At 42.5% G+C, this 15,753-nt stretch carries 15 protein-coding genes; 11 read left to right on the forward strand and 4 right to left on the reverse strand.

From position 1 onward, the window contains the following. Positions 1-28: 28 nt before the first annotated feature. From M3P07_RS00545 to M3P07_RS00560, 4 genes are all read right to left on the reverse strand, one after another. On the reverse strand, positions 29-1,399 hold the full coding sequence (locus M3P07_RS00545) for an aryl-sulfate sulfotransferase (protein ID WP_249967949.1): 1,371 nt from the start codon (positions 1,397-1,399) through the stop codon (positions 29-31). Between the two features lie 157 nt (positions 1,400-1,556). Further along, positions 1,557-2,834 (reverse strand): hypothetical protein, encoded by a 1,278-nt coding sequence (locus tag M3P07_RS00550; protein ID WP_249967950.1) that lies wholly within the window; start codon positions 2,832-2,834, stop codon positions 1,557-1,559. A 35-nt stretch (positions 2,835-2,869) separates the two neighbouring features. After that, a complete protein-coding gene (locus M3P07_RS00555) occupies positions 2,870-4,591 on the reverse strand; it encodes a SusD/RagB family nutrient-binding outer membrane lipoprotein (protein WP_249967951.1) in 1,722 nt (573 codons plus the stop codon). A 20-nt stretch (positions 4,592-4,611) separates the two neighbouring features. After that, a complete protein-coding gene (locus M3P07_RS00560; protein ID WP_249967952.1) occupies positions 4,612-7,863 on the reverse strand; it encodes a SusC/RagA family TonB-linked outer membrane protein in 3,252 nt (1,083 codons plus the stop codon). A 345-nt stretch (positions 7,864-8,208) separates the two neighbouring features. Here M3P07_RS00560 and M3P07_RS00565 point away from each other — a divergent pair, with 345 nt between their 5' ends. The 11 genes from M3P07_RS00565 (at position 8,209) to rplV (ending at position 15,747) form a co-directional block, all read left to right on the forward strand. After that, on the forward strand, positions 8,209-8,988 hold the full coding sequence (locus tag M3P07_RS00565) for a hypothetical protein (RefSeq protein WP_249967953.1): 780 nt from the start codon (positions 8,209-8,211) through the stop codon (positions 8,986-8,988). A 193-nt stretch (positions 8,989-9,181) separates the two neighbouring features. Next, positions 9,182-9,556: a 30S ribosomal protein S12 gene (gene rpsL, locus M3P07_RS00570; RefSeq protein WP_013305196.1), complete on the forward strand. Its 375-nt coding sequence runs from the start codon at positions 9,182-9,184 to the stop codon at positions 9,554-9,556. A gap of 6 nt (positions 9,557-9,562) precedes the next feature. Then, positions 9,563-10,039 (forward strand): 30S ribosomal protein S7, encoded by a 477-nt coding sequence (rpsG, locus tag M3P07_RS00575; protein ID WP_138835188.1) that lies wholly within the window; start codon positions 9,563-9,565, stop codon positions 10,037-10,039. A gap of 8 nt (positions 10,040-10,047) precedes the next feature. Continuing rightward, positions 10,048-12,174 carry an elongation factor G gene (gene fusA / locus M3P07_RS00580; protein WP_249967954.1) on the forward strand — a complete coding sequence of 709 codons (2,127 nt, stop codon included), beginning with the start codon at positions 10,048-10,050 and terminating at the stop codon, positions 12,172-12,174. Positions 12,175-12,187: 13 nt separating this feature from the next. Further along, the gene (gene rpsJ / locus M3P07_RS00585) at positions 12,188-12,493 is read left to right on the forward strand and encodes a 30S ribosomal protein S10 (RefSeq protein ID WP_007094989.1); all 306 of its coding nucleotides are present in this window, start codon (positions 12,188-12,190) and stop codon (positions 12,491-12,493) included. 169 nt (positions 12,494-12,662) lie between these two features. Next, positions 12,663-13,280, forward strand: coding sequence for a 50S ribosomal protein L3 (gene rplC, locus M3P07_RS00590; RefSeq protein ID WP_249967955.1), 618 nt, complete (start codon positions 12,663-12,665; stop codon positions 13,278-13,280). Then, positions 13,280-13,909 (forward strand): 50S ribosomal protein L4, encoded by a 630-nt coding sequence (gene rplD, locus M3P07_RS00595; RefSeq protein ID WP_249967956.1) that lies wholly within the window; start codon positions 13,280-13,282, stop codon positions 13,907-13,909. The genes rplC and rplD overlap by 1 nt, the downstream gene beginning before the upstream one ends. Before the next feature lie 7 nt (positions 13,910-13,916). After that, complete coding sequence (gene rplW / locus M3P07_RS00600; RefSeq protein ID WP_249967957.1) at positions 13,917-14,207, forward strand: 50S ribosomal protein L23; 291 nt, start codon at positions 13,917-13,919, stop codon at positions 14,205-14,207. 9 nt (positions 14,208-14,216) lie between these two features. Next, positions 14,217-15,041: a 50S ribosomal protein L2 gene (gene rplB / locus M3P07_RS00605; protein WP_249967958.1), complete on the forward strand. Its 825-nt coding sequence runs from the start codon at positions 14,217-14,219 to the stop codon at positions 15,039-15,041. 12 nt (positions 15,042-15,053) lie between these two features. Next, positions 15,054-15,332, forward strand: a complete 279-nt coding sequence (gene rpsS, locus M3P07_RS00610) for a 30S ribosomal protein S19 (protein ID WP_171659910.1) — start codon at positions 15,054-15,056, stop codon at positions 15,330-15,332. A gap of 7 nt (positions 15,333-15,339) precedes the next feature. Then, positions 15,340-15,747: a 50S ribosomal protein L22 gene (rplV, locus tag M3P07_RS00615; RefSeq protein WP_249967959.1), complete on the forward strand. Its 408-nt coding sequence runs from the start codon at positions 15,340-15,342 to the stop codon at positions 15,745-15,747. Positions 15,748-15,753: the final 6 nt, after the last annotated feature.

Raw genomic sequence — 15,753 nt, forward strand, 5'->3', positions numbered from 1 at the left:
TTATATAGAATGTGTTTACCTAAGCAAGCTATAGTCCTAAAGCAACAATCCCGGGATGGTCGGTGTCGTAGTGGTAAGATCTCCAATAGAACCCTGGAGTATGAAATTTCCAAACTACCTCACCTGCTTCGGTAACTTCCCAAACGCCGAAATCGCCTTCGGTTATCAGTCTGTTCCCACTAGATATCCTTACCATTCCGGAAACTCTGGGGGCATAAAGCGCTTCATCTGTAAAACTCCAAGCCACGGCAGGTTCGTTATCTGTGTTGACCTGTAGTTCCAGAGGGTCTGGGAGTTGTAGTTCATAGGCTGTGGATTGTTCCAAATCGGCTCCATTGCTATAGATGGAGAACTTGCCCAAATCCATTCCGTCGAGTAATCTGGGATGGTGATTGTTTCGAAACAATCTTTCGCCCATGGCGTTGTCGTATGCTTTGGGGTTCCCGAATCGGTAAACCAAGTTTCCGCCAAGTCCGTAATTACCGCCAGAATTGGACGCAGCTTCCTCTGTGCTGGTACTATGGTCTATAACCCAAACTTCATGATAAAAGTTGACGCTAAGGAAAATCAAATCGTTGTTTTCATCATATTCGAGACCGTTCGCGTGCATAATATCCCCTTCCTTATCGGTAACATAATTCAGGTTGATACGATTTGGATTATCGGCTATTACGCCAAAATTTTCTTTGGTGTCGTCATGATCTTGGATGATATGGTCCCATGCATGCCATTCCCATACAATTTGATCCGTTGCAGGATTCACCTCAATTATCGCTTCGGGGAAGACATCGATTGCCAAGCTTGAGCCAGCCTGCTCTGCCTCTTCGGCAGTTTTCCGTTCCCAAACGATGGTCAATACATTGCCATTGGGCAGGAGTTCAACATCATGATGGGTTATATGTTCGGGCGTAGAGTAATCGAAATTCCAGTCTACAGAACTATCAGGATTAATAAATTGGAGTTTACCGCCTTGACCTCCGTATTGGATGTCAGGTTCCTCTGCTTTCATAATACCTAAAAGTCGACCATCAGGCAACAATTCAACATCGTTGCCAATTCCGAATGGTAGGTCCCATTCGTATAGAATTATCGAATTTTTGTCCATAAGATAAACTCTATCTGCACCAGCGTCGTTAATGAGCACATACCCGTCACTTACAAGGTCTTCATTTAAAAATTCGACTGTGCCTGCTTCTTCCCCAACTCCTGGAGGGTCTACAGGTTCGTCGTCCGTGGGTTCATCATCGGTAGGCTCGTCATCAGTGGGTTCGTCATCAGTGGGGGTTTCCCCTGGAGTGTCGTCAATAACTATTGTGGGTGGGTCATCGCTATTGCATGCGTTCATCAAAAACAGAATGGATAGCAAAGAAGCCAGAATCAATCGAAAGGTACGCTTCATAGGAATTTTTGAGCTAAAGGTAACTAAATTCAAAAAAAGGGGTGTATGGATACTGAAGTGTGCATCCTAACACGTCCAATCCAAAAGAAATGGAGTTATTTAAAAAAGGGGCATCAGTATGATGCCCCTTATTATAATTTATGATAGTTGCGCTATCTTATTCACATACAAGAATAGTAATTTCTCCGACTGCGGGGAAAGGACCATCGCTTGCTGCTGTCTTTAAATTTGGATCTTGAATGGTATATGAAACTTCACTCTCCCAATCACCGGATGAATAGGCAATTACTAAAGAAGTAGCTCCTTCCGGTACGGTGAAAGTAGAAGTGCCATTTTCACCATTTTCAAGTGTATAGCTAACTGTGTCACCGCCATCTATCGTTACATCGATAGACGCTCCATTCCAACCATCACCATAAGAGTCAAAGTGGTTAATGGTGTATTCACCTGGGTATGGAGCATCAGCATTCAACTGAATACATTCTGTTACGAAAACAGCTCTGTAGTACTCTGTATCGTTCTCATCAGTGGTCACAACTCTTCCGTCAGCAGTTACGATTTCGTAACGCAATTGGAATTCGTCATTTACACCAAGGTCATCAAACGTTAGGTTAGGACCATACAAGTCATCAAGAGTGATTTCATAGTCCAAAGAACTTACACCGTCCTCAATATCCAAATCGGCAATGTTCCAAGTTGCGAAAAGCTCTTCTGGCTCAGATGCGTTTATATCATCAACGATACTTCTGTCAACAAATGCACGATACAGGTTCAAAGTCGCTAGTAAAGCTTGGTCGTTACCATCATCAATTGTAATCGCTACGGAATAATCCATATTTGGATTGGTAAGGGAAACTTCATTGGCATTCACATCTTCGATATCGAATGCAATTCCGTCATCAACCAACTCAGTGTACTGGTATGGAGAACTAAAGAAAGAACCTCCACTTACGTTACCAGTTGTGTCAGAGTTTTTGAAAGACCTACCATCTGTCAAGAAAAGCTCCATGTCGATTACAAATTGGTCACCAGGAAGTACTTCTGTAAGTGCAACACCTGTAGCACTCAATACTTCCGCCATGGTAACGCTGTAATCGAAACTTGGCAGTCCATCAGTCTCACCAAATTCACTAGAAGCAATAGTGGCCAATGCAGCGTTGGCAACAGAGTTGTCGGCACCATTGTTATCCACAAAGCTTGCAGTGATTTCCACACGATCCAATAAAGCTCCACCTTCGGCATCTTGCTCTTGAATAGAGAAGGCCAAGGTACTAGCCGTATCGAACATATCCAACGCTCCAGTTGCAGAAAGCGTCCTTAAAATAGCTCCACTGGTAACGGTATCCTGCACGAGTACCGAAACCTTGTCGTCTTCGCTACACCCTGCAATAAAAATACCCAAGGCCAACAAGACGTACATCTTGAAATTTTTCATGAAATTAATTTTTACGTTTTTCATCGCTCTTTTTTTTAATTAGCCACAGGAGCTGTGGGGTTAGTATCCCAGAATACGGGCTGTGTCTGATCTGCCTTTTGGGTGATGCTAGAGTTGTTGTTCACCGCGTTTGCAGGATAGTACATAGATCTAATGAAAGTTCCTGGATCCGGCTCCAAGTTAGGTTGCAATGTGGTTGGGAAACCTGTTCTTCTGTAGAAGTTATAAGGCTCAACTCCATTACCAAAATGAGCTATGAAATATTGCTCAGCAATTACATCCCACTTACCGTCGGTATCGGCATCGTCAAAATTGATTCCAATTTGGGTGCTATAAGCGTTTATGTCTCCTTCAGAAGGAACGAAAGAAAGGTCTGCTCCTGCTTCTCTACCGGCTAAGAAACCGTGTACTTTAGCAACGGATTTAGCCAAGCCTTCCAACATAAATGTTCTTGCATCGCCAGTATTTCCAGCAACCATCGCCATCTCAGCTCTCATGAAATCTACTCCGAAAGCGGTCAAAAGGTTGGTGATTCCTGTTCCACCGCCACCTGCAGATGGGCTAATGGCCAAGAAACTATCGTCATCAAATCTACCACCTACAGGGTACGTTCCATAAGTAGCTCTCAACAATCCATCTGGTGGAATACCATCTGCTTCTCCATGGGCTCTTCCCCAGAAACCGTTAGGCAACCAGCAGAAATCCCCACCGAATCCGGCGTTGATGTAGTGCTGTGGTGGAGTTTCCAAAGAACAGTTCAGCAATTCCTCGTTAGGAGCAATCTCTGCCCCAGGAACCGCAGTGGTCTGTCTGTAGAAGTAGAAACGAGTCCTTGGATCGGCGGTTTCATCCATAAGGGACATTAGCCAGTTGGACATGTACTCTCCAGCACCAGCAGCTTGGTAGTTGATACCATATCTTGGGTGTCTTGTATCAGGCTGTGTAGCACTTGTAGCTGGCCATCTCCATACAAAATCATCAGCAGTATCCATGATATAGTTTCCGCTGTTGATAATAGAGTTGAAGCTAGAAGCTGCATTTGAATCAACTAATCTACGCTGAACATAGATTTTAAGTTTAAGCGTATTTGCAGCTCTTTCCCATTTTGCATAGTCATTTCCATAGTAGAAATCAACCGCAGGGTTAGCAGTTGGAGTGCTCCTGAAATTGGCGATAGCGTCATCGATCAAAGCCAAACAAGCGTCATAAATGCTTGCTCCAGAATCCAAAGCTGGATTAAAGTTAGATTCGGCACCTTGTACAATTTCAGAGTAAGGAACATCTCCGAAGAAATCCACCATACTGATCATCAAGTAAGCTTCAATGAACTGGGCTATACCAATGTGTCTGGTTAGACCAGCTTCTTCAGCCAAAGGAGTCATTGCACGAATGTCTGCAAGTACACCTCTATAGGCATTCAGCCATTCATCGTTCATGTCACTGTCTTGGTAAACGGTGTTATAGTTCCTACCGTTCATATTTACGATACGGGTCATTTCCATACCCAACTCGTTGAAACCGTCACCTGTGGTGTTACCACCAGATTGCCAGTTATCGTTAAGGTCAAAATCGGCGTCTCCTTCAAACTGCCTTACGAAATCTTCCTGGATCGAGTTTAGGAAGAAATCGACGCCCGCCTGATCTGGAGTCAGGAAGTTAGGGTTAGCTGTAAGATCGAGCTCCGTGGTCTCACAAGAGGTAAACGCTAGCAATCCTCCTAAGACCGTCAAAGTCATATATCTGCTTATGTTTTTCATTATTTTCATTATTATATTTCTTAGAATGATGCTTTTACACTAAGTCCGTACCTTCTTGAACTTGGTCCGTTAATAAAGTCGAAACCAAAACCGTTACCTACACCAGTACCACTTGTGTTTGGATCAAAGCGCGCTCCTTTTGGAGTATTGATGGCTCTGTACCAAAGGTTGTTTCCGGAAACTGTGAATGTAAGTGCTCCGAATGGTGTTTTATCCAAGAATTTGGATGGTAGGCTATAGCTCAAAGAAGCTTCTTGTAACCTTACCGTAGTGGCATCATAAACTTGCAGTTCACTTGGGCCAAATAATAGGTTACTAAAGAAATACGTTGAGTTATTGATCTGTCTGTTGTTGACATTTCCGTTAGCATCAACTCCAGGTAAAATAAAGGTGTTTTCCCTGTCTATAGTCTCAGTAATCAATCCCCTACCTAGTAGTGTGGAGATTGTAGATGAGTAAATATCACCACCTTGTGTCCAGTTCCACTGGAAACCTAAAGTGAAGTTTTTATAAGACAGGCTGTTTCTTACGTTAGCTACCCAGTCTGGGTTTGGATCACCAATGATACCATCACTTGGATCTTGAACGTAGTTACCATCAGCACCTACAACATAGTTACCGGCAGCATCAGTTGCGATTCTGCTTCCGAAGAATACACCAAGAGGTTCGCCTTCGATTGCAGCGTTACCCAAGTTGGAAAAACCGGAGTAAACTACTTGGTCAGTATCCAATCCTAAATTCGTAACCGTAGTTTCGTAAGCTGTGAAGTTAAGGTTAGTGCTCCAATCGAAGTCACCTTCCTCATCCCCTCTGATCCAGTTTACACCTAAATCGATTTCAACCCCTTCAGACTCAATCTCACCAATGTTGGTCGCTGTTACTGTAAATCCAGTAGCAGGATCAAGAGGTCTGTCCAAAATCAAATCGTTGGTCTTTCTCTGGTAGATGGAAGCATCCAATGTAATTCTGCTGTCCCACCATCTGGATTCGATACCAATTTCGATTTCTTCCAAAGTTTCAGGCTGTAGATTAGGGTTACCCAAACGAGTTCCTGTAGTATTGGTTACAACATTCTGTCCAGTACCATCTTGCACATCCTGAGTGTCCAAGATCAAAGTACTTGCAACGGGGTAGTTGGTAGTCAATACATCAAAGTTTGCAGAAACTCCGATACCACCTCGAATCTTCAAGTAGTTCAATACATTTTCAGATTTCAAACCATCGATCGCCGCTGTTGGAATAAATGACAAACTTGCGGAAGGATAGAACTGAGACCTGTTATCCTTAGAGAAGTTGGATACCCAGTCGTTCCTAGCTGCAACAGTTAAGTATAAGAAGTTGTCATAGTCAAAATCTGCCTGGGCATAAACCCCTGCAATGTTCAACTCACTGAAAGTTTGAATCTCGTTCTGGTTCAAGAAGTTGAAGTGTCTTAGTACTCCAAATACTTGCTGACCATCACTAGCTACACCATTTTGGTCGAAAACAGTTCTTCTTGTGGTTGCCCCAACGTTAAATGTAGAACCAATTTTTTCGGTAAGATCATAATCTCCGTTGATAACAAGGTTATGGTCCCAAATCGTATTGGTGTTGTTCCAAGTTTCATATACACCACTTGCCAATCTAACATCACCGGAGTTACTGTTGATACCTCCTTTGTTTTGGAAGTTGGTGTTGTTCTCGCTATAAACATCGATACCGGCACGGTAAATAATGTTTAAGTTGTCATTCAGTTCATATTGTACAGTTGCCTGTCCAAACACCCTGTTGGTCTCCTGATTGGTCTCAGCATTATTAATTGTCCAAAGTGGGTGCTGAATGGAGTTGTTCTGTCTGTAGTAAACACTACCACCAGTAATTGGATCCTGGAATGGAAGACCTTGTACGTCGATACTTCTTGGAGTAAACCAAAGGTCACCAAATACAGAAGAACCTGTACCTGTTGCTCCGTTACCCTGGCTCAATGCTACAGGAGGAGAGATGAACTTGGTTCTTGCAAAGTTAACGGTACCATTAATGGTGAATTTATTGGACAATTGCGCTCTACCACCAAGAGATAGTGTGTTACGAGTAACACTGTTGTTTGGGGTAAATCCATTATCCTTTAAATAACCATAGTTCATGTTGTAACCAACCTTGCCATCATCAGAAGTACCTCTTACGTTCACAGAAGTGTTGGCTACTGTTCCAGTCTTAAAGAAATTCTTTACACTGTCATAAGGTCTCCACTCATAACGCTGTCCCTGGAATTGTGGGAATGCAGCTTGAATAGCAGCAGTGGAAGTAGAGTATGGGTGAGCCAAGGTTCCTTGGTCATCAATTGCGGCTTGTGCACCCCATCCGGAAGCTCCCTCTCTTCTAAAGCTTGGTCCCCAGTTACTGAAGAACCATCCGAAAGACTGGTCGAATCCGTTACCGTACTCATCTTGATAATCTGGCAAAGAAGCGATCTGGTTAAAGAACATAGAAGAATTAACCGTGATCTCTGTCTTCTTTGGTCCGCTTTGCGACGATCCACCTTTAGTGGTGATCAAGATTACACCGTTACGTCCTTGTGAACCGTAAAGTGTTGCAGCCGCAAGACCTTTAAGTACGTTTACGCTTTCTATACTGTTTGGGTCAAGGTCCAAGAATCTACTGGAACCATTGTTACCGTTAACGAAATCCTGACGGTCTCCGTTTCTACCCATAGAGTTGGTGTCCGTACTGAAAGGAACACCATCAATGATGAACAAAGCTTGGTTACTACCACTAAAGGTAGTTTGACCCCTAATAACGATGTTGGTACCAGATCCGGAAAGACCACTCTGCTGGGTAATCTGTACCCCAGAAGCCTTACCTTGAAGTACCCTGGCCACATCACCTTCAGGACGTTGCTCCAAATCATCGGATCCAACTTCGGTTACTGCATAACCCAGAGCTTGCTTCTCCCTTTTAATACCAAGGGCCGTAACCACAACCTCTTCAAGCGCTTGGGTATCCTCTTCCATTTGAACATCGATTACGTTACTTGCACCAATGACCCTTCTGGCATCTCTCTGCCCTATGTAAGAAAAAAGAAGTGTCTGACCTTGACTGGCACTAATAGCATAGTTTCCGTCAAAATCTGTTTGGGTACCCGTAGTGGTACCTTCAACGACAATGTTGACTCCAGGTAACGGAAGGCCGTCGGCATCCGTAACAGTACCCGTAATCGTATTGTCTTGTGCAAAAGAAACATGCACAACAAACGCCAATAACAGCGTTAACAATCCATTAAGTTTTGTTCTCATTTTAAAATTATTTGAATTAGCTAGGCGCTAAAATCATAATTTCATGTTAATAATCCAAACTAATTTTACTAAAATTTTAAGACCGTGTTTACAAATGGGAATGCTGTAAAATCACATTTGATAATTGTAGTGTCATCAATTCGAAGGACTAAAAATTATAAGAATGATGATTTTGGGGCCAAATGAAAATGTGTTATGGAACCGTAAAAATGTCTAAACACCTGTTGTATTTGTAAAAAAGGGACCCTAAAGGACCTATAATAAAACAGTTTTTTGTTAAAAGGGGGTTGGGGTGAAATTGGTAGGGTAATAATTTGTAATTTATACCTTAATATATATATGGGTATGAGGTCAATAATTTTCATCATGTTTTTCTTCACCTCCGGATTGATGTTGTTGGCGCAACAAAGAGCCAATGTGCAACCTGGGGTCATTAGTGTCTATCAAAAAGGACTGCAAGGTATTGGGCCAGATTTTGGAAACAATCCTGCGTCAGAAAACTTCTACAGCCAAATGCGGGATAAATTTGCCGCTATGGGAATAGATCAAAAGTTGCAATTGAAGGATATTGAGGGGTCTATTTATGTTAACGATAAGTTTGAACCTGGGATAATTTTCTTCAAAGGAGAGGAGGAACGGAAGTTGTTTATGAGGTACAATGCTTTTAACGATGAATTTGAGATTAAAAACTCGGATCTAAAGGGTGAAAGAGCATTGGCTTTGTTCAAGAATAAAGACATTTCGTGCTTGCTAGGTAGTGCAACTTTTTCCTATATGAGCCATATGGATAAAAAAGGGGAGTCTGCAGAGTCCTATTTAAAGGAGTTATTGGTTACTGGGGATTATCGGTTATTGGAGCAACAGAAAAAGAAGTTCAAGGAGGGGAAGAAAGCCAAAACCTCCCATGCTGTTTCCTTTCCCCATCGCTTTGTGGATGAGGTTCATTATTATATACAAGTAGGAGAAAAAGTTCCTATGTATGCCCCTTCAAAGAAAAAAGAGTTGATCGCCCTGCTTCATGTTGGCCATCAGGAAAGTGTGAAAAAATTCATCAAGGAAAAAGGTATCGATATAAAAACCCAAAAAGGATTGACCAATGTACTGATCTTTGCTGGAAATCTGTAGGGTTTAGGTGGGATTGGAGTCTTCAAAAAATCTACCTTAAAAGCCGTTATTTTCCCCCGTGCTTTTTGGTGTATAAATTTGATTTTCAGAACGGATCGGAAATTTAATCTTAAGGGATTTGAATTATTCCGAAATATCACTACATTTGCAGCCCTCAAAACGAGGGTTGTTTTGATTTTTAATAGAAGTTTTAATGCCAACAATTTCACAATTAGTACGAAAAGGAAGAGCCACAATTACCAAGAAGAGTAAATCGGCTGCTTTGGATTCGTGCCCTCAGCGAAGAGGGGTTTGTACGCGTGTTTATACGACTACGCCTAAGAAACCTAACTCTGCCATGCGTAAAGTGGCAAGGGTAAGGTTAACCAATGGTAAGGAAGTTAACGCATACATCCCTGGCGAAGGACACAACCTCCAAGAGCACTCGATAGTATTGGTTAGAGGTGGAAGAGTTAAGGATTTACCCGGTGTACGTTACCACATTGTTCGTGGTGCATTGGATACCGCAGGGGTAGCAGGTAGAACGCAACGTAGATCAAAATACGGCGCAAAACGTCCTAAAAAATAAGAAGCGATGAGAAAAAGACAGGCGAAAAAAAGACCGTTATTGCCAGATCCAAGGTTTAACGACCAGCTGGTTACCCGCTTTGTGAACATGATGATGTGGGACGGAAAAAAATCCGTTGCCTTTAAGGTTTTTTACGATGCCATCGACATTGTAGATGAAAAAAACCAAGACGAAGAAAAAGAAGCTTTGGAACTTTGGAAAGATGCCCTTTCCAATGTAATGCCACACGTTGAAGTAAGAAGTAGAAGAGTAGGTGGTGCTACATTTCAGATTCCTATGCAGATTCGTCCAGACCGTAAGATTTCCACTGCCATGAAATGGTTGATCAGCTATGCTAGAAAGCGTAATGAAAAATCCATGGCCCAAAAATTGGCTGCTGAAATTTTAGCTGCTGCCAAGGAAGAAGGAGCTGCTGTCAAGAAAAGAGTGGATACCCACAAAATGGCAGAAGCCAATAAAGCATTCTCACACTTTAGATTCTAGTCAAAACAATGTCAAGAGATTTAAAATACACAAGGAATATAGGTATTGCGGCGCATATTGATGCCGGAAAAACCACTACTACTGAGCGTATTCTTTTTTACACAGGTGTAAGTCACAAGATTGGTGAGGTGCACGATGGTGCGGCGACTATGGACTGGATGGAGCAGGAGCAGGAGCGTGGTATTACCATTACCTCTGCAGCTACGACCTGTACATGGCAATTCCCCACTGAAAATGGTCAGCCAACAGCTGATGCAAAAGGATACCACTTTAATATTATCGATACTCCCGGACACGTGGACTTTACCGTTGAGGTAAACCGTTCCCTTCGTGTTTTGGATGGATTGGTCTTTTTGTTCAGTGCGGTTGATGGGGTAGAGCCCCAGTCCGAAACTAACTGGAGATTGGCCGATAACTATAAGGTGCCTCGAATTGGTTTCGTAAACAAAATGGACCGTCAAGGTTCCAACTTCTTGAACGTGTGCAAGCAGGTTCGTGAGATGTTGGGTTCCAATGCCGTACCAATTGTTTTGCCGATCGGTGAAGAAGCTGACTTTAAAGGTATCGTTGATCTTGCCAAGAATAGGGCGATCGTATGGCACGATGAGAATTTTGGTTCTACGTTCGATGTGATCGATATTCCTGCTGAAATGCAAGATGAGGTTAAAGAATATAGAGCTGCGTTGATCGAGGCGGTTGCGGAATATGATGAGGAGTTGATGGAGAAATTCTTTGAAGATGAAGATTCCATTACTGAAGAAGAAGTTCATGCTGCTTTGAGAGCTGCTGTTATGGATAGGGCTATCATTCCTATGGTTTGTGGTTCCTCCTTCAAAAACAAAGGGGTTCAATTCTTGTTGGATGCTGTATGTCGTTATTTACCTTCTCCTTTGGATAAAGATGATATCGTAGGTACAGATCCCGATACAGGAAATGAAATCACAAGAAAGCCAGATCCAAAAGAACCGTTCTCTGCTTTGGCATTTAAGATTGCTACCGATCCTTTCGTTGGTCGTTTGGCTTTCTTTAGAGCTTACTCAGGACGTTTGGATGCAGGTTCTTATATCTTGAACAACCGTTCAGGTAAAAAAGAGCGTATCTCCCGTATCTATCAAATGCACTCCAACAAGCAAAATGCAATTGAGTACATCGAAGCTGGGGATATTGGAGCTGCGGTTGGATTTAAGGATATCAAGACGGGTGATACCATGTCTTCCGAAAAACATCCCATCGTACTTGAAAGTATGGACTTCCCTGATCCGGTAATCGGTATCGCGGTTGAGCCTAAAACCAAGGCCGATGTTGATAAATTGGGAATGTCTTTGGCTAAATTGGCCGAAGAGGATCCAACCTTCCAGGTTAAAACCGATGAAGCTTCAGGTCAGACCATTATTTCAGGTATGGGTGAGCTTCACTTGGATATCATCGTTGATCGTCTAAGAAGGGAGTTCAAGGTTGAGGTGAACCAAGGTCAACCTCAGGTTGAGTACAAAGAAGCATTGACTGCTACAGCGAACCACAGGGAGACTTACAAGAAACAGACCGGTGGTCGTGGTAAATTTGCGGATATCGTATTTACTATGGAGCCTGCTGAAGAAGGTCAGGCCGGACTAGAGTTCATCAATGAAATTAAAGGAGGTAACATTCCTAAAGAATATATCCCATCTGTTGAAAAAGGATTCAAAGAGGCCATGAAGAATGGTCCTTTGGCCGGATTTGAGATGGATAGTATGAAGATTACCCTTAAGGATGGGTCATTCCACCCTGTGGATTCCGATTCCCTATCCTTTGAACTTGCTGCCAAGTTAGGTTACAAAGTGGCCGCTAAAGCTGCAAGAGCTGTGTTGATGGAGCCGATTATGAAATTGGAAGTGTTGACACCAGAGGAAAACATGGGTGATATCGTTGGTGACTTGAACCGAAGAAGAGGTCAAGTAAACAACATGGATGATAGAGCTGGTTCCAAAGTAGTAAAAGCTGAGGTACCACTTTCCGAAATGTTTGGATATGTAACTGCTTTGAGAACATTGTCTTCCGGTAGAGCAACTTCAACTATGGAATTTTCACATTACGCAGAAACTCCTACCAATATTGCAGAGGAAGTAATTAAATCTGTAAAAGGGGTAACCGCTTAAATTTTTCAGCAAGATGAGTCAAAAAATTAGAATTAAGCTTAAATCTTATGATCACAATTTAGTGGATAAATCTGCTGAGAAAATTGTGAAAACAGTTAAGACAACAGGTGCTGTGGTAACCGGACCTATTCCGTTGCCAACGCACAAAAAGATATTTACGGTTTTGCGTTCGCCTCACGTGAACAAGAAATCGAGAGAGCAATTTCAACTAAGTTCATACAAGAGATTGCTTGATATTTATAGTTCTTCTTCAAAAACTATTGATGCTTTAATGAAATTAGAGCTTCCAAGTGGTGTAGAAGTCGAAATAAAAGTGTAAGTTTGCACGCCCTTAGAGAAAAGGGTTGACATGTCCTGAGCTGCGTGCGAAGGAAAAACGGGAAAAAGAAAAATATCTGGGTCACAGAATCTTTTCTTTGACCCAATTTTTTTGCCAAGCATTTGCATTGGCACATTGAAAAATTAAATAATTGATTAATTAAATATTTATGTCTGGGTTAATAGGAAGAAAAATCGGCATGACCAGCATCTTCGACGAGAATGGAAAGAACATTCCATGTACCGTTCTTGAAGCTGGACCATGTGTGGTTACCCAAGTCAGAACCGAAGAGGTAGACGGGTACAGTGCCCTTCAACTAGGTTTCGATGACAAGGCAGAAAAGCGTGCAAACAAGGCCGAATTGGGCCATGTTAAAAAAGCTGGCGCTTCTCCAAAGAAAAAAGTCGTTGAATTCCGGGATTTTGAAGGTGAATACAAATTGGGTGACACCGTAGGTGTTGATTTATTTGTTGAAGGTGAATTTGTTGATGTAGTAGGTACATCAAAAGGAAAAGGATTCCAAGGAGTTGTGAAGCGACATGGTTTTGGTGGAGTTGGACAGGCTACACACGGTCAGCACAACCGATTAAGGGCTCCTGGTTCCATTGGTGCGGCCTCTTATCCAGCCCGAGTATTCAAAGGCATGAAAATGGCCGGTAGAATGGGTGGTGAGAGAGTGACAGTTCAAAACTTGAGAGTATTGAAAGTGGTTCCTGAGAAAAACCTTATCGTAGTGAAAGGTGCAGTTCCAGGCCATAAAAATGCTTACGTAACAATTGAGAAGTAATGAAGGTTGCAGTTTTAGATATCAAAGGAAAAGATACAGGAAGAAAGGTTGACCTTTCTAAGGATGTATTTGGAATAGAGCCTAATGAGCATGCCATCTACTTGGATGTTAAACAGTATTTGGCCCATCAAAGGCAAGGTACCCACAAGGCCAAGGAAAGAGCTGAGATCGCTGGAAGTACCAGAAAAATCAAGAAGCAAAAAGGTACAGGTACCGCTAGGGCCGGTAGTATCAAGTCTCCTATTTTTAGGGGAGGTGGTAGGATCTTTGGTCCTAGACCGAAAGATTACCAACAAAAATTGAACAAAAACGTTAAGCGATTGGCCAGAAAATCAGCCTTGACGTTGAAGTCCAAAGAGAAGGCAATCACTGTTGTTGAGGACTTCAGTTTTGAGGGGCCAAAGACAAAGGATTTCAAAGCGTTTTTGACCTCATTGGGCATCGAAAACAAAAAGTCTCTTATCGTATTGGGTGGCTCGAATAATAATGTATATTTGTCGTCGCGCAATTTGGAGCGTTCTGAAGTTGTAACTAGCTCAGAAATAAGTACTTACAAGATTGTTAATGCAAACAATGTAGTGCTTACCGAGAGTGCTTTGGAAGGAATAGAATCGAACCTTAAGAAATAAGAATATCATGAGTGTGTTGATAAAACCAATCATTACGGAAAAAATGACCGCTGATAGCGAGCTTTTCAATCGTTATGGTTTCTACGTTGACCCAGCGGCCAACAAGCTTCAAATCAAAGAGGCAGTAGAGGCTACTTATGGTGTTTCTGTGGAAAAGGTGCGTACCATGAATTATGGTCCAAATCGTAAGAGTCGTTATACAAAAACAGGAATCCAACACGGGAAAACCAATGCTTTGAAAAAAGCGATCGTTGACGTGGCGGAAGGTGATATTATTGATTTTTACAGTAATCTATAAAGACGAGAAATGTCAGTTAGAAAATTAAAACCGATAACCCCTGGACAGCGTTTTAGAGTAGTAAACGGATTTGACGCGATTACTACTGATAAGCCGGAAAAAAGCTTGCTTGCTCCGTTAAAAAAGTCAGGTGGTAGGAACAGTCAAGGAAAAATGACCATGCGCCATAGAGGTGGGGGTCATAAGAGAAGATATCGAGTCATCGATTTCAAGAGGGATAAGCAAGGTGTGGATGCCACTGTGGTTTCTATCCAATACGATCCCAACAGAACTGCATTTATCGCCTTGGTGGAATACAAAGACGGTGAGAAAAGATATGTAGTGGCCCAAAACGGTCTGCAGGTAGGTCAGAAGATTTCTTCTGGTGAAAAAGCTGCACCAGAAATTGGAAATGCACTTCCATTGAGTGAGATTCCATTGGGTACCATCATTTCCTGTATTGAACTTAGACCGGGTCAAGGTGCTGTAATGGCACGTAGTGCCGGTACATTTGCCCAGTTGATGGCCAAGGACGGAAAGTTCGTAACCATTAAGTTGCCTTCTGGTGAGACCCGTATGGTGTTGGCCAATTGTTTGGCAACCGTAGGTGCGGTATCCAACTCTGACCACCAATTGTTGGTATCTGGTAAAGCAGGTAGAAGCAGATGGTTGGGTAGAAGACCAAGAACTAGACCAGTAGCTATGAACCCTGTTGATCACCCAATGGGTGGTGGTGAAGGAAGGGCTTCCGGAGGTCACCCAAGATCTAAGAACGGTATCCCAGCTAAAGGGTTCAGAACCCGTTCCAAGACCAAGGACACCAATAGATATATCATAGAACGTAGAAAGAAATAAAAGAAAAAGTAAATGGCACGTTCATTAAAAAAAGGACCTTACGTTCATCACAGCTTGGAAAAGAAAGTACAGGCGAATATAGATTCAGGTAAGAAATCGGTTATCAAAACATGGTCCAGAGCCTCTATGATAACTCCAGATTTCGTAGGACAGACCATCGCGGTACACAACGGAAGACAATTTGTTCCTGTGTATGTAACCGAGAACATGGTGGGTCATAAACTTGGGGAATTTTCACCCACTAGATCCTTTAGGGGTCATGCGGGAGCTAAAAACAAAGGTAAAAAGTAAGTAAGCTATGGGAGTTCGTAAAAGACAAATGGCCGAAAGGTTAAAAGAAGAGAAAAAGCAGCTTGCGATTGCCAAGTTGAACAACTGCCCTACCTCACCTAGAAAAATGCGCTTGGTCGCTGATTTGATTAGAGGAAAGCAAATAGAAATGGCTTTGGCCATTTTGAGGTTCAACCCAAAGGAGGCTTCAAGAAAATTGGAAAAACTATTGCTTTCGGCAATTGCCAACTGGGAGGCCAAGAACGAGGATGCAAGCATTGAGGATGCTGACCTTTATATCAAGGAAATCCGTGTGGATGGTGGAACTATGTTGAAGAGACTTCGTCCTGCCCCTCAAGGAAGAGCACACAGAATTAGAAAACGTTCCAATCATGTTACCATGATCTTGGAATCCAATAACAACGTTCAAAGCTAGATTTTA

The sequence above is a fragment of the Flagellimonas myxillae genome, from assembly GCF_023502235.1.
GTDB lineage: Bacteria > Bacteroidota > Bacteroidia > Flavobacteriales > Flavobacteriaceae > Flagellimonas > Flagellimonas myxillae.

Coding starts and splice junctions, on each gene's coding strand:
- fusA (WP_249967954.1), top strand. CDS start 10,048: ATGTCAAGAGATTTAAAATACACAAGGAATATAGGTATTGCGGCGCAT.
- M3P07_RS00545 (WP_249967949.1), bottom strand. CDS start 1,399: ATGAAGCGTACCTTTCGATTGATTCTGGCTTCTTTGCTATCCATTCTG.
- rplW (WP_249967957.1), top strand. CDS start 13,917: ATGAGTGTGTTGATAAAACCAATCATTACGGAAAAAATGACCGCTGAT.
- rplD (WP_249967956.1), top strand. CDS start 13,280: ATGAAGGTTGCAGTTTTAGATATCAAAGGAAAAGATACAGGAAGAAAG.
- rpsL (WP_013305196.1), top strand. CDS start 9,182: ATGCCAACAATTTCACAATTAGTACGAAAAGGAAGAGCCACAATTACC.
- M3P07_RS00555 (WP_249967951.1), bottom strand. CDS start 4,591: ATGAAAAACATAAGCAGATATATGACTTTGACGGTCTTAGGAGGATTG.
- M3P07_RS00565 (WP_249967953.1), top strand. CDS start 8,209: ATGAGGTCAATAATTTTCATCATGTTTTTCTTCACCTCCGGATTGATG.
- rplB (WP_249967958.1), top strand. CDS start 14,217: ATGTCAGTTAGAAAATTAAAACCGATAACCCCTGGACAGCGTTTTAGA.
- rplC (WP_249967955.1), top strand. CDS start 12,663: ATGTCTGGGTTAATAGGAAGAAAAATCGGCATGACCAGCATCTTCGAC.
- M3P07_RS00550 (WP_249967950.1), bottom strand. CDS start 2,834: ATGAAAAATTTCAAGATGTACGTCTTGTTGGCCTTGGGTATTTTTATT.
- rpsS (WP_171659910.1), top strand. CDS start 15,054: ATGGCACGTTCATTAAAAAAAGGACCTTACGTTCATCACAGCTTGGAA.
- rpsG (WP_138835188.1), top strand. CDS start 9,563: ATGAGAAAAAGACAGGCGAAAAAAAGACCGTTATTGCCAGATCCAAGG.
- rplV (WP_249967959.1), top strand. CDS start 15,340: ATGGGAGTTCGTAAAAGACAAATGGCCGAAAGGTTAAAAGAAGAGAAA.
- rpsJ (WP_007094989.1), top strand. CDS start 12,188: ATGAGTCAAAAAATTAGAATTAAGCTTAAATCTTATGATCACAATTTA.
- M3P07_RS00560 (WP_249967952.1), bottom strand. CDS start 7,863: ATGAGAACAAAACTTAATGGATTGTTAACGCTGTTATTGGCGTTTGTT.